This is a genomic window from Pontibacillus yanchengensis (assembly GCF_009856295.1).
Classification (GTDB): domain Bacteria; phylum Bacillota; class Bacilli; order Bacillales; family BH030062; genus Pontibacillus; species Pontibacillus yanchengensis_A.
The window spans coordinates 1-21,490 of the sequence record NZ_WMEU01000011.1; the positions used below are offsets into that span (position 1 = coordinate 1).

The window sequence follows — 21,490 nt, forward strand, 5'->3', positions numbered from 1 at the left end:
TCGATCCACAACAATTACCCCGAAGGGATCATGTTGCTTCACGCGCTCGACTTGCATGTATTAGGCACGCCGCCAGCGTTCGTCCTGAGCCAGGATCAAACTCTCCATAAAATGAAGAAGTTCGCCTTTGCATCATTCAAAATGATTACTGGCTAATTCGTTAAAAAATTAACAGGTTGTTTACAAGTTGTTTTGTTCAGTTTTCAAAGATCAAAACATCGCCAGAAAGCGACTTTTGCATTATATCAAGAAATCAAATTGAAGTCAATAAATTTATTTAAAATTATTTCGCCTCAAAATGTTGTTCTTAGAAATCTTTTTCGCATTCCTTAATGCGACGCTAACTAATTTATCATGTTGTTCATTTGAAGTCAATTAGTTTTAATAAAAAACTTAAATCAGCGTTGTTTTTAAGGTCATGTGCGTTGTTGTCTCATTGACAACAGATAATAATATAGCACATGAAATGCTTCTTCGCAATAGGTTATATCAAATAATTTTTTAAAATAGATGAAACCAATTTATACTGCGTTTATTTCTTATAGAGAACCCCGATTTTTTCCGATGTTAAGAGGTGATTTGAGTTTCTTAACAAGAGCTCTCCCAATCACCTAAGGAAAAGCGCACTCAACAGCAACGATTACTTAATACCTCCAATGGAATTGGGACTGAAGCTAGGCACATGCAACCTCAACTTATTCTTTTATCGTTAAAAATCTTCTACTCTTTTTATAGGAGATTCCTTATTACTAAAGATAGCTTTTCATTGTTTCTACTATCATGAAAATTACATTTCTAATCGTCTTTTCAACTCTTCCCAAGAAAGCTGGGTTGGTTTTTGAACTACCCAGTCGGCTTGTGTCAGAACTTTTGCCGATCCAATACCAACTGCGTACATTCCAGCTGCTTTAATAGCCTGAACTCCAGCTTGGGCATCTTCAACACCTACACAATAAGCTGGGTCTACACTTAATTGGTCCGCGCCCTTCAAGAAAATCTCTGGATCAGGTTTACCATTTTCAACTTGAGCGGCGTCTACAACCGTATCTAGATATTGCTCTACTTCCAATCGCCTGATAACAGGTTTGGCATTTTTACTAGCTGAGGCTAGCGCTGTTTGAATACCCGATTCCTTTATTTCTTTCATAAACTCTAAGATGCCGGGCAACAAATCGTTTGGCGTTATATCTTGAATAAATGTTTTATAATGTTCATTCTTTTTTGTAGCGTAAAAATCTTTTTCTTGTTCTGAGAGTTGTTTGTTTCCGTGTTCGAGGATTTTTTCAAGCGATTCTTTACGACCTACTCCTTTTAATCTTTCATTAAACGAGCGATCCATCGGAATACCTAAATCATCCGCTAATTTTTTCCATGCTAAATAGTGATATTCAGCGGTGTCTGTTATAACACCATCTAAGTCAAAAATCACTGCTTGAATATGTCCCATACTCCCCCACCTAACTGTTAATGTGTTTCATCTTTCCTACACTATACCACAGAAGGAAGGGGTTGTCTTACCTATGCTTATACTTAGGCGGGAGATACTTGAGGCATTCTTTCTCTGTTGCAAACCGCTTAAATAGCTTGAATAAAATACGATATCTTTCTTCCATCGCTCTTTTCACAATATGTTCTATACGTTGATCCCCTAAATCGTGAAGCAATTCTTCCATTTCTCTTCTCAATAGATACTCTATTTCTTTACGTTCAAGTTCATTAATCATAAAACCTAACATAAACAATCACCTCTGTATGGATGGCATCTTCCCACTCATTGTGTCCATTTATTTGCATTTTATTAAAATCATTCCAAAAGGCTTGTTCATATCTTATTTTTCTCTACATAAACTAACTATAGATATAGATTAAGGGAAGGGATGTGGAGAGGTGTGCAACATTTTCATGTTTGGAAGTGGTCAAGCTTAAAAAGATGGGGATTAGTAGTCATTGCTGCTCTATTTTGTGCCATTTTTCTTGTTGTGGAACGAGACAGTGCATTTTCTGTATTTTCAACAGATAAAGGACCTAGAGCGTTAATTAGTAGTGGGGAAAAAGGGAAAGATGTTTCATTAACCTTTAATATTAGCTGGGGGCAACAACAAGTATATCCAATATTAGACACGTTAAAAAAGCATGGTGTGAAAGCGACATTCTTTGTAAATGGGGAATGGGCTGAACGTCACCCTGAGATTTTAAAGGCCATTACCGAAGATGGACATGAATTAGGTATGATGGGATATCGTTATAAAAGCTACCTGAAACAAGATATTACACAGGTTAAAAAAGACCTTTTATACGCTAGAACAGTCTTTGGGAAATTAGGGTATGATGAGTTATCTTTACTACGTACACCTAATGGACATGTTAACAATGAAGTTATTACGATGGCTAGTAAATTAGGGTACCAAGTCGTGCAATGGAGTGTAAACCCTAAAGATTGGGATAACCCTGGTACTCAAGTTATCGTTGACCATGTCATGAAAGAAACAAGTGGTGGAGACATTATTTTAATGCATGCTTCAGATTCCGTTAAACAAACAAACAAAGCCTTAGGAACTATTTTACCTGGCATCAAACAAAAAGGGTTCCACTTTGTCACGATTTCAGAACTTATTTCAAAAGCAGAAACAGAATCCTCACCTATTAATTAAGGGCAAACGCTTATTTACGTTTGCCCTTCTTCTTTTTAGGTTTTTTTGATTTATTTGATGATGAAGGTTGTTGCTTGGATTCCGTTGGAGATTCTTGGTCATTCCCCAAAGTTGTTAACCGATGCAACAATAGAATTTGATATGTGTTGCACAATAATAACGGGAAAATCATAAGTAATACATAATCCTGATCCCCAGCTTGTAATGCAGGAACCCATTCGACTGATGTTACGACGACCATAAAAAATAATGCAGGAATGAATGCATGCTTATTTGTCTCCCTTGCTTTTATGGTTGCTACAATCCACCCATATATAAAAATGAGGATAGGGGCAATAAGGAACGGCCAAATACTTGGGTCACCTTCTACATCACGATAACGAAAATAAACTAAATCAAACAACGCAAAACCAATTAGGCCTATTTGAATCGGAACCCAAAACCTTCGAAACATCCCTAAACCAAATTGGTGAACAGTTAAATACGCAAAAAAGCCCATTTGACTAATAATACTAAAAATGAAGCCAAATCCTAAAAACGTTAAAACGACTCCTAACAATCCAAAAGCATTAAAAGGCTGCAATGCTTCCATGTAAGCGTCATTTTTAACAAAAAAGCTTATGATTAACGTGGAAAGTCCACCCCATAATAATGTCCTGAGAAATAACCTTACCCATTTTCTACTTGTCAAAATCGTTCCTCCTAATGAAAGGCGCAAGTGCCCATTTAGCATGCCCACACGACGGGGATGGGTTCATGTTGCTACGTGATGCGGGCGTACAGGACGTAGTTCAGTTCGATATCGCTGCGTGACGCAGCGTTTTTAATCGAATTTCCATATCACCCCAAAACTTCATTCGTATGAAATAAAGGAAACATGGAGAGCGGTAGCAATCCTTATGTTTACTTAACTTAAGTGAGGAAGTTTGCTGGGCAGCTGGAGTCAGACGTAATAGCGCCAAAATTTTACTTTTATTTTCTGAGAACATATCTCTCTTTTATATATTTTTTCGTTAAACCATCCTTAGGTATTTTATCACGAAGAACTGCTTTTTTCCTTAGTTTCCTGCGTATAAATTTTTTCATATATCTAATATTAAGCATAGGGACGAAAGATGTGAAAGGAGTGCTCTTATGCTTAGGATAAAGAACCTCATTGTTATAGTAGCATCTCTATCTTTCTTAACTGCTTGTTCTGGTAATTCGTCCTCAGGAGGGGAACAACCCCAATATGAAACCACAAAAAAAATGGTGGTGGATATTCTCAAAACGGACGATGGGAAAAAGGCAATTACGGAAGTCTTGAATGACGATAAGATGAAACAGCAGGTTGTATTAGAATCGGATGTTGTCAAAAAATCGATTGAAGAGACCATCACTTCCGACAAAGGTAAGAAATTTTGGACAAAGCTGTTTGAAAACCCTCAATTCTCCAAAACCTTTGCCAAGTCCATGACTGAGGAACAAAAAAAGTTAACGAAGGATCTAATGAGTGATTCTGAATATCAAAAAAGTATGCTTGAGATTTTACAAAACCCTGAAATTACGAACCAAATGCTTACCGTTATGAAAAGTCAGCAATTCCGTGAACACCTTGAGAAAACCATTGAAGAAACCATGAACACCCCAATGTTCAAAGCAAAAATGAGTGAAATTGTACTCAAAGCCGCCGAAGAAATGAAATCCACTTCCGGTGATGAAAAGAGCAAAGGGCAAGGTGAAGGTGGAGATCAACAAAGTAAAAGTGGTCAAGGAAGTGGCGCTGGTGGAGCACAAGGTGACAGCGGTTCTTAATAAGAAAGGCGCAATCGCTGGTTTAGCGACGTATGTGCTGCGCCTACTCGACGTAGGTTGGTTTGATGTTGCTGCTCGATTCAGCGGTCTTAATCGAATCTCTTTCAGCCCAGAACTTCACCCAGTAAGATAAATGAAACACGAAAGCATGCGCGATTCGATGTTGACTTATCGACCGGAAGAGAGGGAAGCATATTAGCTGCTTATTGATGGAGCTAGACATGTAAGCGTCAAAATTTACACCTTCTTTACTATGAACAACGATTATAAACAAAATCCTGCCACTATATAAGTAGCAGGATTTTTTAGTGTTTTTATTCCAATTTCCCAACAATTTTATTAGCAATGTTAAGAAAGATTTGGCCAGTGGGGTGATCTGCTTGATATACGCCTGGGGCGAAAATGTCTTCTTCTTCATATGGTTGTTGCAATGGAATTTGCCCTAACACTTCTGTGCCTAATTGATCAGCCAACTTAGGACCTCCGCCCTGGCCAAAAACATATTCCTTTTGCCCTGTTAGTTTACTTTCGAAGTAAGCCATATTTTCTACAACACCGACTAATTCATGTTCTGTTTTTAGAGCCATCTGCCCAGCTCTTGCAGCTACAAAGGCAGCTGTTGGATGAGGTGTCGTGACGATAACTTCTTTTATGGAAGGCAACATGGAATGAAGATCAAGTGCAACATCCCCAGTTCCTGGAGGTAAGTCGATTAATAAATAATCCAAATCGCCCCACTCTACTTCCTTGAAGAAGCTTGTTAACATCTTACCAAGCATAGGACCTCTCCATATAATCGGCGAATTATCTTCAACGAAAAAGCCCATTGAAATTAGTTTGACTCCAAAACGCTCAACAGGAATGATTGTCTCACCACGCACGACAGGACGCTCTTCTACTCCCATCATGTCCGGTACACTAAAGCCATAAATATCCGCATCAATGATGCCTACCTTCTTCCCTAAACGTGCTAAAGAGGTAGCAAGATTTACTGTAACGGTAGATTTACCAACCCCGCCTTTACCACTAGCAACACCGATAAATGTCGTGCCTGTATTACCTTCTAATAATGAACCACTTTCTTCGCCTGTTTGTTGCGCGAATTGTTCAATGACTTCATCTGGAAGTTGGTGAAAACGCAGCCCTACTGTTGCCGCTCCAGCACCTTTTAAAACGTTTACAATTTCTTGTTGCAATTGCATTTGTTCTGCTGTATTCGGCTGGGCGATATTGATTTTCACACTGACATGATTTTTTTCTTCTCTAATTGTAATTTCTTCAATTCCACCTGTATCTTTAAATGGTGTATGTAAATGTGGATCCTGGATAGGATTTAATAATTCCACAACTTGTTCTTGTGTTAGCAAGAGGGTCACCAACCTTTTTTTGAGATTCTATAGGCAAGTATAACATATCTCCCTCTTGCGTTTTGAATGAAGGGCTTGATTTATAGAAATTCTTAAACAAAAGCTCAGTTCCTTAATAAATTTTGAAACCTTCTACTCCCCCTCATCCTGATCACCCTTTTACACAGGAGATTTTCTCAAGACAGGAGGAATGAGGCGCTACTTAAATTTTATTTTCATAAAAATCATCATTCTTCGGAAACTTCTTTCTCTGTGACATATCGAAGCATCCCCTCATAAATAGAAGCAGCTACCTTCTTCTGATATGCTTCTGTTTTTAACAATTCACGCTCATGCTCATTTGAAAGAAATCCAATTTCAACTAGAGCACCAGGTATATCAGCCTGCTTCACTAAGTAGACATTGCTTATAGCTAACGCAGAACGTTTGGTATTTTCTAAATTTCTCATGATTTCAGTTTGGATAAATTTTGCAAGGTTTTCGCTCTCAGGCGAAGCTGCATTATAAAACGTTTGCGCGCCATGCCATTGTGTAGAAGGAATGGCATTAAGGTGTACACTTACAAAAAATTCGGCGTCTTTCCCATTAATGAATTCTAACCTTCTTCTGATATCCTGTGATTTTCGTTTTGAATACCCTTTTAAATCTTCATCCGCTAAGTCTTTATCTGTCTCACGGGTCATATAAACTAGGGCTCCCCCTTGTTGCAAGTAATCCCGTAATTGTTTGGATACACTTAACGCTATGTCTTTCTCAAGCGTTTCATCTTGACCAACCGCTCCCCCATCTACTCCGCCGTGACCTGGATCAATGACAATGACTTTTCCTGCTAGAGGAAGAGACCATGTTTTCCATGAATCAAACGTCTCTATGGGATAACGTATTAAAAATATAAGAACACATAAACCTACAAACCAGCAAGTAATGTTAAATACTTTCCTCATCCTTGTCCCCTCCTCACCGTAACTACTTTTCAATATATGGGACAAGAATGGGTTTTATGATAGATTAATCAAGCTTTAATCTCCTTCGGCGCTCACCTTTTTCTAATCCGATATTCCACCATCTTAGAAAAAAATCAGTACATACCTTCTCACCTCTGACCGTAAACCATCCATTATGAGAAGTTGCTTGCTGCCAATATTCAAGATAATCAAAAAAATCGAGACTAATCGTTTTCAATTCAACTTCATAGCGTTCCGAAATTTCCTCTTCACTTACACCACAAAGACGAAATTGACTTGCCTCTGCTCCTAATAAATAAGCTTCCATCGCTTGTTCAATCGCTTCCTCACGAATAGCTGAATCATACACATAATAAGAATGGAAAAAAGGTTGAAAACAGTCTCTTACATCCTTCTGTACTTCTTCGATAGTTAATTCACGTAATAAATTACGTTCAAATGTAATTTGCTTTTTTAATCGTAATTGTTCCATAGGTACAACAGACATACCGAATCACCTCCGATTGCTTCTTAGTTTATTCGGTATGAACAGGAACCATTCTTCACAGCAGCAGTTGCCCTTAATTGGAAGAACTGGTGAGAGAATATTGGTAACCATCATATAAAACGTAACACTGATTTTGAATCTAGTGATGTGGTCATGAAGTTATTCAATAAACGAGGCATAATATTAAAGGCTTGAAGTTGAGACGCTGGTGGGAGATTGCGAGCAACATTTAAAGTTTCGGAGCAGTTTTTCCGATTTCAGAGCAACATTTCGAATTTGCGATCAAATTTTGGATTTTGCGATCACCTTTTTACATTTCGGAGCAACCGGGGTATGCGGACAGAAATGCGGTGGGCACCAGCCTAGCTGGAGGCTGTTGCGAGCGAGTTTTCGGAAATTGAAGCGATTTCTGAATATAGGAGCGACCGCCCCAATTTCCCGGCCCATGTTTCCATTAATCCCAACATTGCGGGAGATGGCATGGGAACAAGGAGACTCCCGCAGGAGAAAGAGGTAGGCAAGATCCCCTAAGCACTTTTCCCCCGAAGGTAGCTTGCCAGCTCGCCGGCAGGACACGAGTTGTTCCCATGCCATCTTTTTTCTAACTAAAGCGTCGGAAACATCCCTCTTATAACGAACTAAAGTCTTCAAGATAATGGGGCGATTATGAAACAAAAAAATCCTCTGGCCAGATAGACCAGAGGATTTTTTGATATAGAAAGCGAAAAATTAACGCTTTGAGAATTGTGGTGCACGACGTGCTTTTTTAAGACCGTATTTCTTACGCTCTTTCTTACGAGGGTCACGAGTTAGTAGACCTGCTCGCTTAAGAGAAGTACGGTATTCTGGGTCTGCTTCAAGAAGCGCACGTGCTACTCCGTGACGGATAGCACCAGCTTGACCAGTGAAGCCTCCACCATCAACGTTTACAAGAACGTCATAATTACCTTCTGTTTCAGTAATTGCTAATGGTTGCTTTGTGATCACACGTAGTGTCTCGTATGGGAAATAATCTTCTGCGTTGCGATCATTAATAACGATACGGCCTGTTCCTGGAACTAAACGTACACGAGCTGTAGACGTTTTACGACGACCAGTACCATTGTATTGTACTTGTGCCACTATTGGTTACCTCCTTTAATTATCCGCGAAGCTCAAGTGCTTCTGGTTTTTGTGCGTGATGCTTGTGTTCAGGACCTGCATACACATGAAGTTTCTTGCCCATTTTACGTCCTAGGCGTCCACCAGGTAGCATTCCTTTAATAGATGTTTCAAGCATTTCACGAGGGTATTTATTACGCATTTCTAGAGCAGAACGCTCACGAAGTCCACCTGGGTGGTTAGAGTGAGTGTAATACTTCTTGTCCGTAAGCTTATTTCCAGTAAGTTCAATTTTGTCTGCGTTAACAATGATTACGTTATCGCCAGTATCAACGTGCGGTGTGTAAGATGGCTTATGCTTTCCGCGAAGAACAGCAGCCACTTCACTAGCCAAACGACCTAGTGTTTGACCTTCCGCATCAACAACATACCATTTACGATCGATGTTGCCTTCATTTGCCATGAAAGTTGTGCGCATGGTCGGTTCCCTCCTGATTTCATTTGTTCATAAACGATTTTTTTATTCTCAACATAATTAGTTTTCCGGGGCTAATCATGGTTTAGAAATAAAATGCCATAGATTATAATATAACATTCTAATACCAAATGTCAATAGCATGTAACACCAGGAAACGTTGTTTTTAGTTATAATCTACTTTCCATAAAAATAAGCCTTGTGGTGGTGCTGTTTTGCCAGCTTTCCGTCGATCCTGTGCATCTAACATTTCTTGAATTTTTTCAGGTGGATGTTTTCCCTGGCCGACATCTAGTAGAGTTCCTACAAGAATTCTAACCATATTATATAAAAAGCCATCTCCTCGAAACGTAAAAATGAGCTCATCTTCTATCTTTTCACATGAAGCATGCGTAATGGTACGTACTTTATCACCTTTTAGGTGTGTTTTCATAGAGCAGAATGATGTGAAGTCATGTGTACCTTCAATATACGTGCACGCTTCTGTTATTGCTTCCATGTCCATTTTGTAAGGAACATGATATCGGATATGTCGTTTAAAAATATCAGGCTCTTTGCGATTTAAAACATAATATCGATACTCTTTTCCAGTGGTTTGGTGCTGAGCATGAAAGTTAGAGGCGACCTTTGTGACATGTAGGATGTGTATATCTGCAGGTAGCAACGTTTGCATGGCTTTTTTCCATTGATGCTCTTCAATCATAATGGGACTATCAAAGTGAATAACCTGCCCCATCGCATGAACACCTGCATCCGTTCGTCCCGACGCTATGATCCTTATTGAAGTGCCTTTATGCATTTTTGTTAATGCTTTTTCAATTTGCTCTTGCACGGTTCTCCCATTCACCTGTATTTGAAAACCCGAATAGTTAGTGCCATCGTATTGGATTGTGCAACAAATACGTTCCATTATTACATCGCCTCTACTGTCTTGTTAAAAATACACCTATCATTACGAGAATAAAAAAGGCTATTACATAGTAATCCTTTTTGGTTAATATTAATTCGCGAAGCTTTGTACGTCCCTCTCCACCTTGATACCCTCTAGCCTCCATGGCCATTGCAAGCTCCTCAGCTCGTTTAAACGCACTCACGAACAACGGGACTAACAACGGAACAATCGCCTTCATACGCTCCTTTAATGGGCCGCTGCGAAAGTCTACTCCTCTGGATGCCTGTGCTTTAGATATCTTTTCTGTTTCTTGCATTAATGTCGGGATAAACCGCAAAGATATAGACATCATTAATGCCAATTCATGAACAGGAAAACGAAGCTTTTTAAGTGGGGCCAGCAAGCTCTCAATTGCATCCGTTATCGATATAGGTGTTGTTGTCAGCGTTAGCATCGACGTCACCAATATGAGCAAGAAGAACCTTAATGAAATGGATATCCCTTGTATCAAGGCTCCAGAATAGATTGGATAGGAAAAAATCTCATACAATACGTCCCCTTCTTTCGTCATAAAGACATGGAGAAAGAAAGTGAAAAGAATAATAAACCAAACTGGCTTCAACCCTTTTAATATAAATCCGAGCGGAATACGAGTAATTAGTACACTCCCCACTGCGAATAAGGTTAAAAGCAAGTAACTCATGAATGAATTAGCAAAAAATACAATGATAACAAAGAAAAAAATAATCGATATCTTCGTCCTAGGATCCAGTTCGTGCACAATAGACTTGCCTGGCACATACTGCCCTATAACCATGGAACTGTTCACGCGTGGCCGCCCCCTTTCAGCTTACCATTTACAAGTTTAGCAAGCTCTTGGAGGGATTGCTTTTCATATGGGATACTGATATCAAGTTCCGCTTCAAGCTTTGCGAGTAATTCGATGATTTCCGGTACTTCTAATCCTACTGCATTTAATGCTTCCTTTTGTCGAAATACCTCAATGGGTTTTCCTTGCATATACACTTCACCGTGATCCATCACTATACAGTAGTCAGCATAGGCAAGAGCATCCTCCATACTGTGCGTAACCAATACAGTGGTCAGGCCCTTATCCTCATGCAGGTCATGAAACATATTCATGATTTCCCGCTGGCCTTTCGGATCTAGACCTGCTGTTGGCTCATCTAAAACAAGTACATTAGGCTCCATTGCCAATACACCTGCAATAGCAACTCGTCGCATTTGTCCTCCACTTAAATCAAATGGAGAACGCTCTAGCATATCTGAGGACAACCCTACAGCGTTTAAAGAGGAATGTACACGCCGATAGATTTCTTCTTCGGACACCCCAAAATTGGAAGGGCCAAAAGCGATATCTTTTTGAATAGTTTCTTCAAATAATTGATGTTCAGGATACTGGAATACGACACCTACTTGTTCTCGAAGTGCTTTGAGGTTCGTCTTCTTCCTATCCGCATTAAGCGAATACTCTCCCACACGTACCTCCCCATGAGTCGGTAGTAACAAACCATTCAAATGTTGGATCATAGTCGACTTCCCTGAACCTGTGTGACCAATGATGGCAACAAACGAGCCTGAGGGTATTGTGAATGACAAATTGTCAATTGCACGATGCTCGAATGGTGAATTGGGTTGATAGATATACTTTACGTCATTGAATGATATTTCCATAATTCATCTACCAATTCATTATGATTCATAGGTTCCTTTGAAAAATCCAAACCTAACTCTTTAAGCTCATGGGCTAGCTGAGTTACAAGTGGAGTACCAAGACCTATCTCTTGTAATTCTTCTTGCTTTGAAAACACGTCCCGTGGAGTACCCTCATACCACACTTCTCCATCGTTCATAACAATAACCCGATCCGCATACGTAACTTCATTTAAATCATGAGTAATGGTTACAATGGATACGTCTCGTTTGGTTCGTAAATGGCGTACGGTTTCCATAATCTCTCGTCTACCTTTTGGATCTAACATCGCAGTAGCCTCATCTAAAATCACTAAATCAGGTGCTACAGCTAAAATACTTGCGATTGCTACACGTTGCTTTTGTCCACCTGATAATCGATGTGGCTCATGATTTTCATAACCCTCCATGCCAACAGTCTTCAAACTAGCTTCAATTCTTTCAACCATTTCTGGACGTGGCACTCCGTGATTCTCAAGACCAAAGGCAACATCATCGATGACAGTTGTACCAACAAATTGATTATCAGGATTTTGAAACACCATACCTACTCGTTTTCGTATCTCCCAAATCGTCTGCTCATTAAGCATCATATCTGCAACGGAGATTGTTCCCTCCTGTGGAAATAAGAGACCATTCATAAGTTTGGCAATGGTCGATTTCCCTGAACCATTGTGCCCGATAATCGCAACCCATTCATTGGGGTGAATTGATATATTTAATTTATTTAAGATCCAAGGTTGTTCCTCCTGATATTTAAAAGAAACACCCTCGAACGACAAAAAGCTCTTCCCCATTTCACCCCTCCTCATCTCTGCTCGATTGCCTCATGACGACATTTGTTGCTTCTATACTCATGCTTTTTTCCTTTAAAAAAAGCTCTAAACGTATAAAAAAAGGGCTGGGAGTAACCTCGGAAGAGATTTCGTCCTGCCCTTTTTCTAACAAGGATTATACGAATTCGATAATCGCTGTTTTTGCACCGTCACCTTTACGTGCACCAAGTTTCATGATGCGAGTGTATCCGCCTTGGCGGTCCTCATAACGTGGAGCGATGTCTGAGAATAGCTTTTGAAGTGCTGTTTCACTGCTATCTTCGTCGGCTTTTTCGTTATATAAGAATGATTCTGCTTGACGACGGGCATGTAAATCGCCACGTTTACCAAGTGTAATCATCTTTTCAACAACAGACTGAAGTTCTTTCGCTTTCGCTTCTGTTGTTTCAAGGCGCTCATGTACAATAAGGTCAGTGGCAAGATTGCGTAGTAATGCCATACGTACGTCAGTTGTGCGACCTAATTTTCTAGCCATGTCAGTTCCCTCCTTTACAGAGTATCTCTATATCAGCGACTTTATCCTAGTCGTCTTTACGTAAGCCTAAGCCTAGTTCTTCAAGCTTATGCTTCACTTCCTCAAGAGATTTACGTCCAAGGTTACGAACCTTCATCATATCCTCTTCAGACTTTTGAGCAAGCTCTTGAACCGTGTTGATTCCAGCGCGCTTTAGGCAGTTGTAAGAACGTACAGATAAGTCAAGTTCTTCGATGGTCATTTCAAGAACCTTTTCTTTCTGGTCCTCTTCTTTTTCAACCATAATTTCTGCTTTTTGGGCTTCGTCGGTTAGTCCAACAAAAATATTTAGGTGTTCCATATAAATCTTGGCACCTAAAGATACTGCTTCTTCTGGTCGAATGCTTCCGTCAGTCCATACGTCTAACGTTAGCTTATCAAAATTTGTCACCTGACCTACGCGAGTGTTTTCCACTTGGTAGGTTACACGTGAAATCGGAGTGAAAATGGAATCAACTGGAATGACGCCGATTGGCTGATCATCATGGTTGTTTGTTTCTGCAGGGCGATACCCACGTCCTTTTTCAGCAGTGATACGCATGCGTAAACTAGCATTCGTTTGAAGCGTCGCAATGTGGATTTCAGGGTTTAAAACCTCAACATCGCTATCATGCGTGATGTCTGCTGCCGTAACAGATCCTTCTCCCTGCACATCAATCTCCAACGTTTTCGTTTCTTCAGAAAAAATCTTCAGAGCTAGTTTCTTAAGATTAATCACGATTGTTGTAACATCTTCTACTACACCATCGATTGTTGAAAATTCATGAAGAGCTCCATCAATCTGAACTGATGTTACAGCAGCGCCAGGAAGTGAGGATAATAGGATACGACGCAAGGAGTTTCCTAGTGTTGTACCATACCCACGTTCAAGCGGTTCGACGACGAACTTTCCAAATGTTGCATCATCGCTGATCTCAACCGTTTCAATTTTTGGCTTTTCAATTTCGATCATTAAATTTAACCCTCCTTCAAAACGTCGAAACCCCGGTTAGACTAAAGTCTAACCGAAATTCCTCAGGTAGGCAGTCCCCGTTTTTGCACATCTTTTATATTATCAATCTTTTGTCTTGTGCAATGTTGTTTAATAGCTATCATAACCCATTATAGACAGGGTGACAAATTCTATACAAACAAATTATACACGACGACGTTTTGGTGGGCGGCAACCATTGTGTGGTACTGGGGTAACATCACGAATGGCTGTAACTTCAAGGCCTGCTGCTTGTAGGGAACGAATAGCCGCTTCCCGACCAGCTCCTGGACCTTTTACAGTTACTTCTAGACTTTTCATACCGTGTTCTTGAGATGATTTAGCTGCTGCTTCCGCTGCCATTTGAGCTGCGAAAGGAGTAGATTTACGAGAGCCCTTGAAACCAAGGGAACCAGAACTGCTCCAGCTAATTACATTACCTTGAACATCGGTGATCGTAACAATTGTATTGTTAAAAGTAGAACGAATGTGCGCGACACCAGATTCTATATTCTTTTTCACGCGTTTCTTACGTACGTTTGTTTTACGAGCCATAGAGTTTCACTTACCTCCTTTGCCTTATTTTTTCTTATTAGCGATTGTACGACGTGGACCTTTACGTGTACGAGAGTTGTTCTTCGTTTTTTGTCCGCGTAGTGGAAGACCACGACGGTGACGTACTCCACGATACGAGCCAATCTCAATTAAACGTTTAATATCTAGGGAGTTTTCACGGCGAAGATCACCTTCAACGTTGTATCCCTCAACAGCTTTACGAATCTGAGCTAGTTCATCTTCAGTAAGATCACGAACGCGTGTATCTTCTGCAACGCCAGCTTCAGCTACGATTTCTTTCGCTGTAGTATGGCCGATTCCATACACATAGGTTAATGAAATGACTACACGCTTGTCACGTGGAATGTCTATACCTGCAACACGTGCCATTCAGCAGTGCACCTCCTTCAGTACTATCCTTGTTTTTGTTTATGCTTAGGGTTATCGCAAATAACCATTACTTTACCTTTACGACGGACAACTTTGCATTTTTCGCAAATTGGTTTAACAGATGCTCTTACCTTCATCATCCATACCTCCTTTTAGACGGAGTATTTCACGCTACTTATAGCGGTAGGTAATACGTCCTCTACTTAAATCATAAGGAGAAAGTTCAACCGTCACTTTATCTCCAGGCAAAATGCGAATGAAGTGCATACGTATTTTACCGGAAACATGGGCTAGCACAGTATGACCGTTTTCTAACTCCACTTTAAACATTGCATTAGGCAATGTGTCAACAACGGTACCTTCAACTTCAATTACATCTTCTTTCGCCATCGAGTTGATCCTCCTTCAAATCAGTCACTGCTTCATTTACAAATTTTGATAAGGCAAATCGGAGTTTGCCATTCGTTACGCGACCAGTTTCTAGAAGGCTGTTTTGGACTTCTGGGGATATATAGTCCATTAATTTAATGTGATGAACGTTCTTTTTCTTAGGACGATCATACTTTCTTTTCTCCCCATCCGCTAGCAGCACAAAACGATTATCAACTACACCGATGATAATCATATATTGTTCTACCTCTCGCCCTTGCAAGACACGAACAACTTGACCTATTCGTGGACTCGACTCCGCTTCGTTCAACAACGATCACCTTCACTTAGGCTTTTGTTAATATCTCAAAACCTTCATCCGTTATGGCAATGGTATGCTCAAAGTGAGCGCACAATTTACCATCTTCTGTAACAACCGTCCAATTGTCATCAAGTGTTTTAACATAACGCTCACCTGCATTGACCATTGGTTCTACGGCTAAGACCATTCCAGGCTTCAAACGAGGGCCTTTATTGGGCGGTCCGAAATGTGGAATCTGTGGGTCTTCATGTAGTTCTTGACCTACACCATGACCGACATATTCCCGCACAATCGAAAAGCCTTTAGGCTCTACAAATGACTGAATCGCATGAGAGATGTTTGATAATCGAACAGCAGGTTTTGCTTCGTTTAACCCTTTAAAAAGGCATTCTTCTGTTACATCAAGCAATTCCTGCGTTTCTTCATCAATTTCACCTACTGGATACGTCCAGGCTGAATCACCATGATATCCTTTATATTTAGCACCAATATCAATGGATATAATGTCACCATTATTCAGCGTGCGATCTCCCGGAATACCATGTACCAGCTCTTCATTGACCGAAGTACAAATACTACCACGGAACCCATTATAACCTTTAAAAGAAGGAATTGCATCCATATCGCGAATGAATTTATCTGCTATATCATCTAATTGCTGTGTTGTAATGCCTGGTTTTATATGCTTTTGCAATTCTTGGTGCGTCAGTGCAACGATTTTACCTGCGTGACGCATGATTTCAATTTCGCGTGGTGTTTTTGTAATTATCATTAAGATAAGCCTCCGAGCTTTTCATCGATATCATGGAAAACTTTATCAATGTCTTGGTCGCCATCAATGGTAACGAGATATCCCTTATCTTCATAGAAGTTTAAGAGAGGTTTTGTGTTTTGTAGATTGACTTCCAAGCGCTTGCGAACCGTTTCTGGCTTGTCATCATCGCGTTGAATCAATTCGGAACCATCATGATCACATTTCCCTTCTACTTTAGGAGGGTTATATTTCACATGATATGTTGCTCCACATGTCGGGCATATGCGACGGCCTGTTAAGCGCTCCACAAGGTGTTCAGTATCAACATCGATATGAAGTACATAATCAAGTGTTGTACCTAAATCAGTTAATAAGTTTTCTAGCGCTTCTGCCTGAGCAATGGTTCTTGGAAACCCATCAAGCAAAAAGCCATTCTTACAATCATCTTTGGCAAGGCGTTCGCGAACTATACCTATTGTTACTTCATCAGGTACAAGTTCGCCAGCATCCATATAGGATTTAGCCTCATTTCCTAGCTGTGTTCCTTCTTTGATCGCAGAACGGAACATATCTCCTGTTGAGATATGAGGGATTTCATACTTTTCAACGATTTTTTCCGCCTGGGTGCCTTTTCCGGCCCCGGGAGGACCCATTAAGATTAAGTTCAAAATGTTCCCCTCGCTCTCATTGGTTAGTACAATCTTATTTAATGAAGCCTTTATAGTGACGTTTCACTAGTTGGCTCTCTAATTGTTTCATTGTTTCTAAAGCTACACCTACTACGATTAGTAGACCTGTACCTCCGATTTGTACACTTTGCGGTAGTCCTACTAGTCCTCCAAGCACAACAGGCATAATAGCGATAAGTGCCAAGAACAGAGATCCTACAAATGTTAAACGGTACAAGACACGAGTCAAATACGTTTCAGTGTTCTTTCCTGGACGAATTCCAGGAATGTACCCACCTTGTTTCTTCAGATTCTCTGCCATTTGTTCAGGATTAACTTGAACAAATGTGTAGAAATAGGTGAATGCTATGATTAGTCCTACATAAATAATCATTCCAGGCCAGTTCTGATAATCAAAAATATACTGGATGGTACTCGCAATCTCATTATCACCAAAGAAGCCAGCCACTGTACGTGGAGCAATGATGAAGGAAATTGCGAAGATTACTGGAATTACCCCTGCTGCGTTTACCTTAATTGGTAAGTGGGTAGAGTGTCCACCAACAGGTGAACGGTTAACTAAACGTTTCGCATATTGGATTGGGATTTTACGCAATGCTTGTTGAATGAAAATGACACCAACAACAATTGCTACCGTGACCAACGCGATTAATGCTACAATAACTAAATTTATAAATAACTGCTCACCAGCATCCGCAATATACTTTTCATAAAGTTGGTTTACACCACTAGGAATACCAGCTGCAATTCCTGCAAAAATTAGAATTGAAATCCCATTTCCTACGCCATGAGCAGTGATTTGTTCACCTAACCACATTAAAAAGGCTGTTCCACTTGTTAGAACCAAAGCAATTACTAAGAATTTAGTAACACCAGGATCTGCAATCAACTGACCTTGAGTTAGTGTGTTAAAGCCAATTGACATTCCAATTGCTTGGATAAAAGCAAGAACAACCGTTGCGTAGCGAGTAAACTGAGCTAATTTACGACGTCCAACTTCACCTTGCTTTTTCCATTCAGCAAATTTCGGTACAACATCCATTTGCAACAATTGCATGATAATGGATGCCGTAATGTAAGGCATAATTCCCATTGCAAAGATGGAGAATTGTTTCAATGCCCCACCTCCGAATGTGTTTAAGAAACCAAAAACGTTATTTTCATTCATAAAGTTAATGGCTTCTTTATTGGTGAATGGAACAGGAATAAACGTTCCAAGGCGGAAGATGATTAGCATAGCAAGTGTAAAAAAAATCTTCCGTCGTATATCACCCACGCGCATAAAATTGGAGATTGTCTGGAACATTAGATCACCTCAGTTTGACCGCCCGCTGCTTCAATTGCTTCCTTCGCTGAAGCAGAGAACTTATGAGCTTTTACGTTTAGTTTCTTTACAATGTTACCTTTTCCAAGAATCTTGATACCTGATTCAAGTTTGCTAACCACGCCTGTTTCAAGTAAAAGCTCAGGAGTGACTTCTGTACCATCTTCAAAACGATTTAATGCTTCAAGGTTCACTACTGCGTACTCTTTACGGTGAATGTTTGTAAAACCACGCTTCGGTAGGCGTTGGAATAAAGGCATTTGACCACCTTCGAAACCTGGACGCACACCGCCGCCAGCACGAGCTTTTTGCCCTTTATGACCACGGCCAGAGGTTTTACCATTACCTGAAGACATGCCGCGACCAACGCGGTTACGTTCTTTACGAGTACCTTTTACTGCCTTCAATTCATGAAGTTTCATTCGAGCACCTCCTCTTTTACGCTTTACGTTTATTAAGCTTCTTTAACCGTTACTAGGTGAGATATCTTATCGGCCATACCACGTACAGCTGGAGTATCGTCATGAACAACGGTTTGATTAATTTTGTTAAGACCAAGAGCCTTTACAGTAGAGCGTTGCCCTTCTGGTCTGCCAATTACACTGCGCGTGAGGGTAATTTCTAATTTTTTAGACATGTCATTTCCCTCCTTATCCTAACAGTTCTTCTACAGACTTTCCACGAAGTTTTGCTACGTCTTCTGCACGCTTCAATTCGTCAAGTCCGTTTAGAGTTGCACGTACCATGTTAATTGGTGTGTTAGATCCTAATGATTTAGAAAGAATATCACCTACACCTGCAAGTTCAAGCACGGCACGAACAGGTCCACCAGCGATAACTCCTGTACCTTCTGCTGCTGGCTTCATTAGGATGTTACCAGCACCAAAACGTCCAACGATTTCATGTGGGATCGTAGTTCCAACTCTAGGTACTTCAATTAAATTTTTCTTCGCATCTTCAATTGCCTTACGAATCGCTTCTGGTACTTCTAGGGCTTTACCCGTACCAAAGCCAACATGACCATTTTTATCTCCTACTACAACCAATGCAGCAAAACGGAAACGGCGTCCACCTTTAACAACCTTTGCTACACGATTGACCGTAACAACGCGTTCTTCAAGATCTAATTTACTTGGATCAACGCTTATACGCATGTGTATGTCCCTCCTTTTACTATTAAAATTCTAGACCAGCTTCGCGAGCAGCGTCAGCTAAAGCTTTTACACGGCCGTGATATAGATAACCACCACGGTCAAAAACAATTGTTTTGAAACCATTGTCTTGCGCACGCTTTGCAACTAATTCACCAATCTTAGCTGCTGCTTCTACGTTACCAGTATTCTCTAGATTTAAATCATTTTCAACTGTAGAAGCGCTTGATACTGTTACACCATTCACATCATCGATAAGTTGTGCATAGATGTGTTTGTTTGAACGATAAACGTTAAGACGTGGACGTTCCGGAGTACCAGCTACTTTTTTACGAACGCGTGAATGTCTTTTCTTACGTACCGCATTTTTATCAGCTTTTGTGATCATCTAGGTCACTCCTTTCTGTTCCCTATCGAACCTTATTTAGCAGTCTTACCTTCTTTACGACGTACATTTTCACCTTCGTAACGAATACCTTTTCCTTTGTAAGGTTCAGGTGGGCGAATGGATCGGATGTTTGCAGCTACCGCACCAACTAGCTCTTTGTCGATACCTTTTACAGTAATCTTAGCCTGGGACGGAACTTCAAGCTCGATACCATCACGGTTTTCAATCTCAACTGGGTGAGAGTAACCAGCGTTCACTACAACCTTGTCACCTTGTTTCATTGCACGGTAACCAACACCTTGAATCTCAAGGCTTTTTTCGAATCCTTTAGAAACACCTTCAACCATGTTTCCAATAAGGCTACGAGTAGTACCATGTAAGGAACGGTGCTCTTTGTTGTCAGATGGACGTTCAACTGTTAGAACGTTGTCTTCGATCTTAATTGTCATTTCAGGGTGTAATGTGCGAGTTAATTCGCCTTTAGGGCCTTTAACTGTTACATCGTCCCCATCAATATTAATTTCAACACCTTCTGGGATGTGTAAATGTTTTAATCCTACACGAGACATTCTATGCACCTCCTCATTTATAGAAATATATTACCAAACGTAAGCAAGCACTTCGCCGCCGATAGCTTGTTGACGTGCTTCTTTGTCTGTTAGTACACCATGTGAAGTAGAAACGACTGCTATTCCAAGACCGTTTAACACACGAGGGATTTCATCCGCTTTTGCATAAACACGAAGCCCTGGCTTACTGATACGTTTAAGTCCAGTAATTACGCGCTCGTTGTTCGCACCGTATTTAAGAAAAATGCGTATGATTCCTTGTTTATTATCTTCTACGAATTCGTAATCACGTACGAAACCTTCACGCTTAAGGATGTCTGCAACTTCCTTTTTAAGTTGTGAAGCAGGAAGTTCAAGTTTCTCGTGACGTACCATGTTTGCATTACGAATACGAGTTAGCATATCTGCAATTGGATCTGTCATGACCATTAGTGTTTACCTCCTTCCCTAATGTGGGATTACCAGCTTGCTTTTTTGACTCCAGGAATTTGACCTTTGTATGCAAGTTCACGGAAACAAATACGGCAAAGTTTAAAATCTCGTAGCACTGAGTGTGGACGTCCACAACGTTCGCAACGCGTGTACTCACGGACTTTATACTTTTGAGGTCTTTGTTGTTTCACGATCATTGATTTTTTAGCCACTATTTTCCCTCCTTTTAAAGCTTAATAGCTTATTTTTGGAAAGGCATACCGAATTGAGTTAATAATTCGCGTGCTTCTTCGTCATTATTAGCTGTAGTTACAATAACGATATCCATACCGCGTACTTTGTTAACTTTATCATAATTAATCTCTGGGAAAATCAATTGTTCTTTAACTCCAAGTGTGTAGTTTCCACGGCCATCGAAGGCTTTCTTGGAAATTCCACGGAAGTCACGAACACGTGGTAGAGATACAGCAATTAGTTTTTGTAGAAACTCATACATGCGCTCACCACGAAGGGTTACTTTTGCACCAATAGGCATTCCTTCACGTAGACGGAAACCTGCGATTGATTTTTTCGCCTTTGTAATCAAAGGTTTTTGACCAGAGATCAATGTTAACTCCTCAACAGCGTTGTCTAATGCCTTTGCATTTTGCACCGCGTCACCAACACCCATGTTGATGATGATTTTTTCAACCTTCGGTACCTGCATTACTGATTCATAATCGAATTTGCTCTGTAAAGATGGAATTACTTCCTCTTTATATTGTTTCATAAGTTCGTTCATC

The 21,490-nt window shown here is 40.3% G+C and carries 33 protein-coding genes and 1 rRNA gene; 3 read left to right on the top strand and 31 right to left on the bottom strand.

Going from position 1 to position 21,490, the window contains the following annotated elements; translation table 11 throughout:
- From GLW08_RS19710 to GLW08_RS19720, 3 genes are all read right to left on the bottom strand, one after another.
- Positions 1 to 111: ribosomal RNA gene (locus tag GLW08_RS19710) — 16S ribosomal RNA — on the bottom strand; the annotation flags it as partial.
- A 676-nt stretch (positions 112 to 787) separates the two neighbouring features.
- On the bottom strand, positions 788 to 1,447 hold the full coding sequence (gene pgmB / locus GLW08_RS19715) for a beta-phosphoglucomutase (protein WP_160850340.1): 660 nt from the start codon (positions 1,445 to 1,447) through the stop codon (positions 788 to 790).
- Positions 1,448 to 1,514: 67 nt separating this feature from the next.
- The gene (locus GLW08_RS19720; protein WP_160850341.1) at positions 1,515 to 1,736 is read right to left on the bottom strand and encodes a hypothetical protein; all 222 of its coding nucleotides are present in this window, start codon (positions 1,734 to 1,736) and stop codon (positions 1,515 to 1,517) included.
- A gap of 153 nt (positions 1,737 to 1,889) precedes the next feature.
- Here GLW08_RS19720 and pdaB point away from each other — a divergent pair, with 153 nt between their 5' ends.
- Entirely contained in the window at positions 1,890 to 2,651 is a 762-nt protein-coding gene (pdaB, locus tag GLW08_RS19725; RefSeq protein WP_160850342.1) for a polysaccharide deacetylase family sporulation protein PdaB, read from the top strand.
- A gap of 10 nt (positions 2,652 to 2,661) precedes the next feature.
- Here the strand turns inward: pdaB and GLW08_RS19730 are convergent, their stop codons facing one another.
- Positions 2,662 to 3,342, bottom strand: coding sequence for a KinB-signaling pathway activation protein (locus GLW08_RS19730; protein WP_160850343.1), 681 nt, complete (start codon positions 3,340 to 3,342; stop codon positions 2,662 to 2,664).
- Between the two features lie 443 nt (positions 3,343 to 3,785).
- On the opposite strand from GLW08_RS19730, the gene gerD reads away from it, so the two are divergent.
- Positions 3,786 to 4,445: a spore germination lipoprotein GerD gene (gerD, locus tag GLW08_RS19735; RefSeq protein WP_160850344.1), complete on the top strand. Its 660-nt coding sequence runs from the start codon at positions 3,786 to 3,788 to the stop codon at positions 4,443 to 4,445.
- Positions 4,429 to 4,578 carry a hypothetical protein gene (locus GLW08_RS19740; RefSeq protein ID WP_160850345.1) on the top strand — a complete coding sequence of 50 codons (150 nt, stop codon included), beginning with the start codon at positions 4,429 to 4,431 and terminating at the stop codon, positions 4,576 to 4,578. The genes gerD and GLW08_RS19740 overlap by 17 nt, the downstream gene beginning before the upstream one ends.
- A gap of 181 nt (positions 4,579 to 4,759) precedes the next feature.
- Here the strand turns inward: GLW08_RS19740 and GLW08_RS19745 are convergent, their stop codons facing one another.
- The 27 genes from GLW08_RS19745 to rplE form a co-directional block, all read right to left on the bottom strand.
- Positions 4,760 to 5,812, bottom strand: coding sequence for an Mrp/NBP35 family ATP-binding protein (locus GLW08_RS19745; RefSeq protein WP_160850346.1), 1,053 nt, complete (start codon positions 5,810 to 5,812; stop codon positions 4,760 to 4,762).
- Positions 5,813 to 6,039: 227 nt separating this feature from the next.
- A complete protein-coding gene (gene cwlD / locus GLW08_RS19750; RefSeq protein WP_160850347.1) occupies positions 6,040 to 6,756 on the bottom strand; it encodes an N-acetylmuramoyl-L-alanine amidase CwlD in 717 nt (238 codons plus the stop codon).
- A 64-nt stretch (positions 6,757 to 6,820) separates the two neighbouring features.
- Positions 6,821 to 7,264 carry a DUF2521 family protein gene (locus tag GLW08_RS19755; protein ID WP_160850348.1) on the bottom strand — a complete coding sequence of 148 codons (444 nt, stop codon included), beginning with the start codon at positions 7,262 to 7,264 and terminating at the stop codon, positions 6,821 to 6,823.
- Positions 7,265 to 7,993: 729 nt separating this feature from the next.
- Positions 7,994 to 8,386 (bottom strand): 30S ribosomal protein S9, encoded by a 393-nt coding sequence (rpsI, locus tag GLW08_RS19760; RefSeq protein ID WP_160850349.1) that lies wholly within the window; start codon positions 8,384 to 8,386, stop codon positions 7,994 to 7,996.
- Between the two features lie 19 nt (positions 8,387 to 8,405).
- On the bottom strand, positions 8,406 to 8,843 hold the full coding sequence (gene rplM, locus GLW08_RS19765) for a 50S ribosomal protein L13 (RefSeq protein WP_036824363.1): 438 nt from the start codon (positions 8,841 to 8,843) through the stop codon (positions 8,406 to 8,408).
- Positions 8,844 to 9,006: 163 nt separating this feature from the next.
- A complete protein-coding gene (gene truA / locus GLW08_RS19770; RefSeq protein ID WP_160850350.1) occupies positions 9,007 to 9,750 on the bottom strand; it encodes a tRNA pseudouridine(38-40) synthase TruA in 744 nt (247 codons plus the stop codon).
- 13 nt (positions 9,751 to 9,763) lie between these two features.
- On the bottom strand, positions 9,764 to 10,561 hold the full coding sequence (locus tag GLW08_RS19775; protein WP_160850351.1) for a CbiQ family ECF transporter T component: 798 nt from the start codon (positions 10,559 to 10,561) through the stop codon (positions 9,764 to 9,766).
- Positions 10,558 to 11,427, bottom strand: a complete 870-nt coding sequence (locus GLW08_RS19780) for an energy-coupling factor ABC transporter ATP-binding protein (protein WP_160850352.1) — start codon at positions 11,425 to 11,427, stop codon at positions 10,558 to 10,560. Before GLW08_RS19780 ends, GLW08_RS19775 begins: the two co-directional genes overlap by 4 nt.
- Positions 11,403 to 12,242 (bottom strand): energy-coupling factor ABC transporter ATP-binding protein, encoded by an 840-nt coding sequence (locus GLW08_RS19785; RefSeq protein ID WP_160850353.1) that lies wholly within the window; start codon positions 12,240 to 12,242, stop codon positions 11,403 to 11,405. The genes GLW08_RS19780 and GLW08_RS19785 overlap by 25 nt, the downstream gene beginning before the upstream one ends.
- Before the next feature lie 154 nt (positions 12,243 to 12,396).
- Positions 12,397 to 12,756, bottom strand: a complete 360-nt coding sequence (gene rplQ, locus GLW08_RS19790) for a 50S ribosomal protein L17 (protein ID WP_160850354.1) — start codon at positions 12,754 to 12,756, stop codon at positions 12,397 to 12,399.
- A gap of 46 nt (positions 12,757 to 12,802) precedes the next feature.
- Positions 12,803 to 13,747, bottom strand: coding sequence for a DNA-directed RNA polymerase subunit alpha (locus GLW08_RS19795; RefSeq protein WP_160850355.1), 945 nt, complete (start codon positions 13,745 to 13,747; stop codon positions 12,803 to 12,805).
- Positions 13,748 to 13,930: 183 nt separating this feature from the next.
- Positions 13,931 to 14,320, bottom strand: coding sequence for a 30S ribosomal protein S11 (rpsK, locus tag GLW08_RS19800; RefSeq protein WP_160850356.1), 390 nt, complete (start codon positions 14,318 to 14,320; stop codon positions 13,931 to 13,933).
- Positions 14,321 to 14,344: 24 nt separating this feature from the next.
- Positions 14,345 to 14,710: a 30S ribosomal protein S13 gene (gene rpsM / locus GLW08_RS19805; RefSeq protein WP_036819757.1), complete on the bottom strand. Its 366-nt coding sequence runs from the start codon at positions 14,708 to 14,710 to the stop codon at positions 14,345 to 14,347.
- 23 nt (positions 14,711 to 14,733) lie between these two features.
- The gene (gene rpmJ, locus GLW08_RS19810) at positions 14,734 to 14,847 is read right to left on the bottom strand and encodes a 50S ribosomal protein L36 (protein ID WP_036819759.1); all 114 of its coding nucleotides are present in this window, start codon (positions 14,845 to 14,847) and stop codon (positions 14,734 to 14,736) included.
- A gap of 34 nt (positions 14,848 to 14,881) precedes the next feature.
- On the bottom strand, positions 14,882 to 15,100 hold the full coding sequence (gene infA / locus GLW08_RS19815) for a translation initiation factor IF-1 (RefSeq protein ID WP_027446514.1): 219 nt from the start codon (positions 15,098 to 15,100) through the stop codon (positions 14,882 to 14,884).
- Positions 15,078 to 15,410: a KOW domain-containing RNA-binding protein gene (locus GLW08_RS19820; protein ID WP_160850357.1), complete on the bottom strand. Its 333-nt coding sequence runs from the start codon at positions 15,408 to 15,410 to the stop codon at positions 15,078 to 15,080. The genes infA and GLW08_RS19820 overlap by 23 nt, the downstream gene beginning before the upstream one ends.
- Before the next feature lie 16 nt (positions 15,411 to 15,426).
- Positions 15,427 to 16,173, bottom strand: coding sequence for a type I methionyl aminopeptidase (gene map, locus GLW08_RS19825; RefSeq protein WP_160850358.1), 747 nt, complete (start codon positions 16,171 to 16,173; stop codon positions 15,427 to 15,429).
- On the bottom strand, positions 16,173 to 16,823 hold the full coding sequence (locus GLW08_RS19830; RefSeq protein WP_160850359.1) for an adenylate kinase: 651 nt from the start codon (positions 16,821 to 16,823) through the stop codon (positions 16,173 to 16,175). Before GLW08_RS19830 ends, map begins: the two co-directional genes overlap by 1 nt.
- 34 nt (positions 16,824 to 16,857) lie before the next feature.
- The gene (gene secY / locus GLW08_RS19835; RefSeq protein ID WP_160850360.1) at positions 16,858 to 18,150 is read right to left on the bottom strand and encodes a preprotein translocase subunit SecY; all 1,293 of its coding nucleotides are present in this window, start codon (positions 18,148 to 18,150) and stop codon (positions 16,858 to 16,860) included.
- A complete protein-coding gene (rplO, locus tag GLW08_RS19840) occupies positions 18,150 to 18,590 on the bottom strand; it encodes a 50S ribosomal protein L15 (protein ID WP_160850361.1) in 441 nt (146 codons plus the stop codon). Before rplO ends, secY begins: the two co-directional genes overlap by 1 nt.
- 32 nt (positions 18,591 to 18,622) lie before the next feature.
- A complete protein-coding gene (gene rpmD, locus GLW08_RS19845; protein WP_036819776.1) occupies positions 18,623 to 18,805 on the bottom strand; it encodes a 50S ribosomal protein L30 in 183 nt (60 codons plus the stop codon).
- Between the two features lie 13 nt (positions 18,806 to 18,818).
- Positions 18,819 to 19,322, bottom strand: a complete 504-nt coding sequence (rpsE, locus tag GLW08_RS19850) for a 30S ribosomal protein S5 (RefSeq protein ID WP_160850362.1) — start codon at positions 19,320 to 19,322, stop codon at positions 18,819 to 18,821.
- Between the two features lie 22 nt (positions 19,323 to 19,344).
- A complete protein-coding gene (gene rplR, locus GLW08_RS19855) occupies positions 19,345 to 19,707 on the bottom strand; it encodes a 50S ribosomal protein L18 (RefSeq protein ID WP_036819782.1) in 363 nt (120 codons plus the stop codon).
- A 32-nt stretch (positions 19,708 to 19,739) separates the two neighbouring features.
- Positions 19,740 to 20,276 carry a 50S ribosomal protein L6 gene (gene rplF / locus GLW08_RS19860; protein WP_160850363.1) on the bottom strand — a complete coding sequence of 179 codons (537 nt, stop codon included), beginning with the start codon at positions 20,274 to 20,276 and terminating at the stop codon, positions 19,740 to 19,742.
- Positions 20,277 to 20,306: 30 nt separating this feature from the next.
- Positions 20,307 to 20,705 carry a 30S ribosomal protein S8 gene (gene rpsH, locus GLW08_RS19865; RefSeq protein WP_160850364.1) on the bottom strand — a complete coding sequence of 133 codons (399 nt, stop codon included), beginning with the start codon at positions 20,703 to 20,705 and terminating at the stop codon, positions 20,307 to 20,309.
- Positions 20,706 to 20,734: 29 nt separating this feature from the next.
- Positions 20,735 to 20,920, bottom strand: a complete 186-nt coding sequence (locus tag GLW08_RS19870; protein ID WP_036819790.1) for a type Z 30S ribosomal protein S14 — start codon at positions 20,918 to 20,920, stop codon at positions 20,735 to 20,737.
- A 29-nt stretch (positions 20,921 to 20,949) separates the two neighbouring features.
- Positions 20,950 to 21,489 (bottom strand): 50S ribosomal protein L5, encoded by a 540-nt coding sequence (rplE, locus tag GLW08_RS19875; RefSeq protein WP_036819791.1) that lies wholly within the window; start codon positions 21,487 to 21,489, stop codon positions 20,950 to 20,952.
- Between the last annotated feature and the right edge of the window lies 1 nt (position 21,490).

Excerpts from the sequence above, each read along its gene's own strand:
- GLW08_RS19785 (WP_160850353.1), bottom strand. The coding sequence starts at position 12,242 with ATGGGGAAGAGCTTTTTGTCGTTCGAGGGTGTTTCTTTTAAATATCAG.
- rplM (WP_036824363.1), bottom strand. The coding sequence starts at position 8,843 with ATGCGCACAACTTTCATGGCAAATGAAGGCAACATCGATCGTAAATGG.
- infA (WP_027446514.1), bottom strand. The coding sequence starts at position 15,100 with ATGGCGAAAGAAGATGTAATTGAAGTTGAAGGTACCGTTGTTGACACA.
- rplF (WP_160850363.1), bottom strand. The coding sequence starts at position 20,276 with ATGTCTCGTGTAGGATTAAAACATTTACACATCCCAGAAGGTGTTGAA.
- GLW08_RS19755 (WP_160850348.1), bottom strand. The coding sequence starts at position 7,264 with ATGTCTGTTGTACCTATGGAACAATTACGATTAAAAAAGCAAATTACA.
- rplE (WP_036819791.1), bottom strand. The coding sequence starts at position 21,489 with ATGAACGAACTTATGAAACAATATAAAGAGGAAGTAATTCCATCTTTA.
- rplR (WP_036819782.1), bottom strand. The coding sequence starts at position 19,707 with ATGATCACAAAAGCTGATAAAAATGCGGTACGTAAGAAAAGACATTCA.
- rpsH (WP_160850364.1), bottom strand. The coding sequence starts at position 20,705 with ATGGTCATGACAGATCCAATTGCAGATATGCTAACTCGTATTCGTAAT.
- rpmD (WP_036819776.1), bottom strand. The coding sequence starts at position 18,805 with ATGTCTAAAAAATTAGAAATTACCCTCACGCGCAGTGTAATTGGCAGA.
- rpsM (WP_036819757.1), bottom strand. The coding sequence starts at position 14,710 with ATGGCACGTGTTGCAGGTATAGACATTCCACGTGACAAGCGTGTAGTC.
- rplO (WP_160850361.1), bottom strand. The coding sequence starts at position 18,590 with ATGAAACTTCATGAATTGAAGGCAGTAAAAGGTACTCGTAAAGAACGT.
- GLW08_RS19780 (WP_160850352.1), bottom strand. The coding sequence starts at position 11,427 with ATGGAAATATCATTCAATGACGTAAAGTATATCTATCAACCCAATTCA.
- GLW08_RS19720 (WP_160850341.1), bottom strand. The coding sequence starts at position 1,736 with ATGTTAGGTTTTATGATTAATGAACTTGAACGTAAAGAAATAGAGTAT.
- rpsE (WP_160850362.1), bottom strand. The coding sequence starts at position 19,322 with ATGCGTATAAGCGTTGATCCAAGTAAATTAGATCTTGAAGAACGCGTT.
- GLW08_RS19795 (WP_160850355.1), bottom strand. The coding sequence starts at position 13,747 with ATGATCGAAATTGAAAAGCCAAAAATTGAAACGGTTGAGATCAGCGAT.
- rpsK (WP_160850356.1), bottom strand. The coding sequence starts at position 14,320 with ATGGCTCGTAAAACAAACGTACGTAAGAAACGCGTGAAAAAGAATATA.
- truA (WP_160850350.1), bottom strand. The coding sequence starts at position 9,750 with ATGGAACGTATTTGTTGCACAATCCAATACGATGGCACTAACTATTCG.
- cwlD (WP_160850347.1), bottom strand. The coding sequence starts at position 6,756 with ATGAGGAAAGTATTTAACATTACTTGCTGGTTTGTAGGTTTATGTGTT.
- secY (WP_160850360.1), bottom strand. The coding sequence starts at position 18,150 with ATGTTCCAGACAATCTCCAATTTTATGCGCGTGGGTGATATACGACGG.
- pgmB (WP_160850340.1), bottom strand. The coding sequence starts at position 1,447 with ATGGGACATATTCAAGCAGTGATTTTTGACTTAGATGGTGTTATAACA.
- map (WP_160850358.1), bottom strand. The coding sequence starts at position 16,173 with ATGATAATTACAAAAACACCACGCGAAATTGAAATCATGCGTCACGCA.
- gerD (WP_160850344.1), top strand. The coding sequence starts at position 3,786 with ATGCTTAGGATAAAGAACCTCATTGTTATAGTAGCATCTCTATCTTTC.
- rpmJ (WP_036819759.1), bottom strand. The coding sequence starts at position 14,847 with ATGAAGGTAAGAGCATCTGTTAAACCAATTTGCGAAAAATGCAAAGTT.
- rplQ (WP_160850354.1), bottom strand. The coding sequence starts at position 12,756 with ATGGCTAGAAAATTAGGTCGCACAACTGACGTACGTATGGCATTACTA.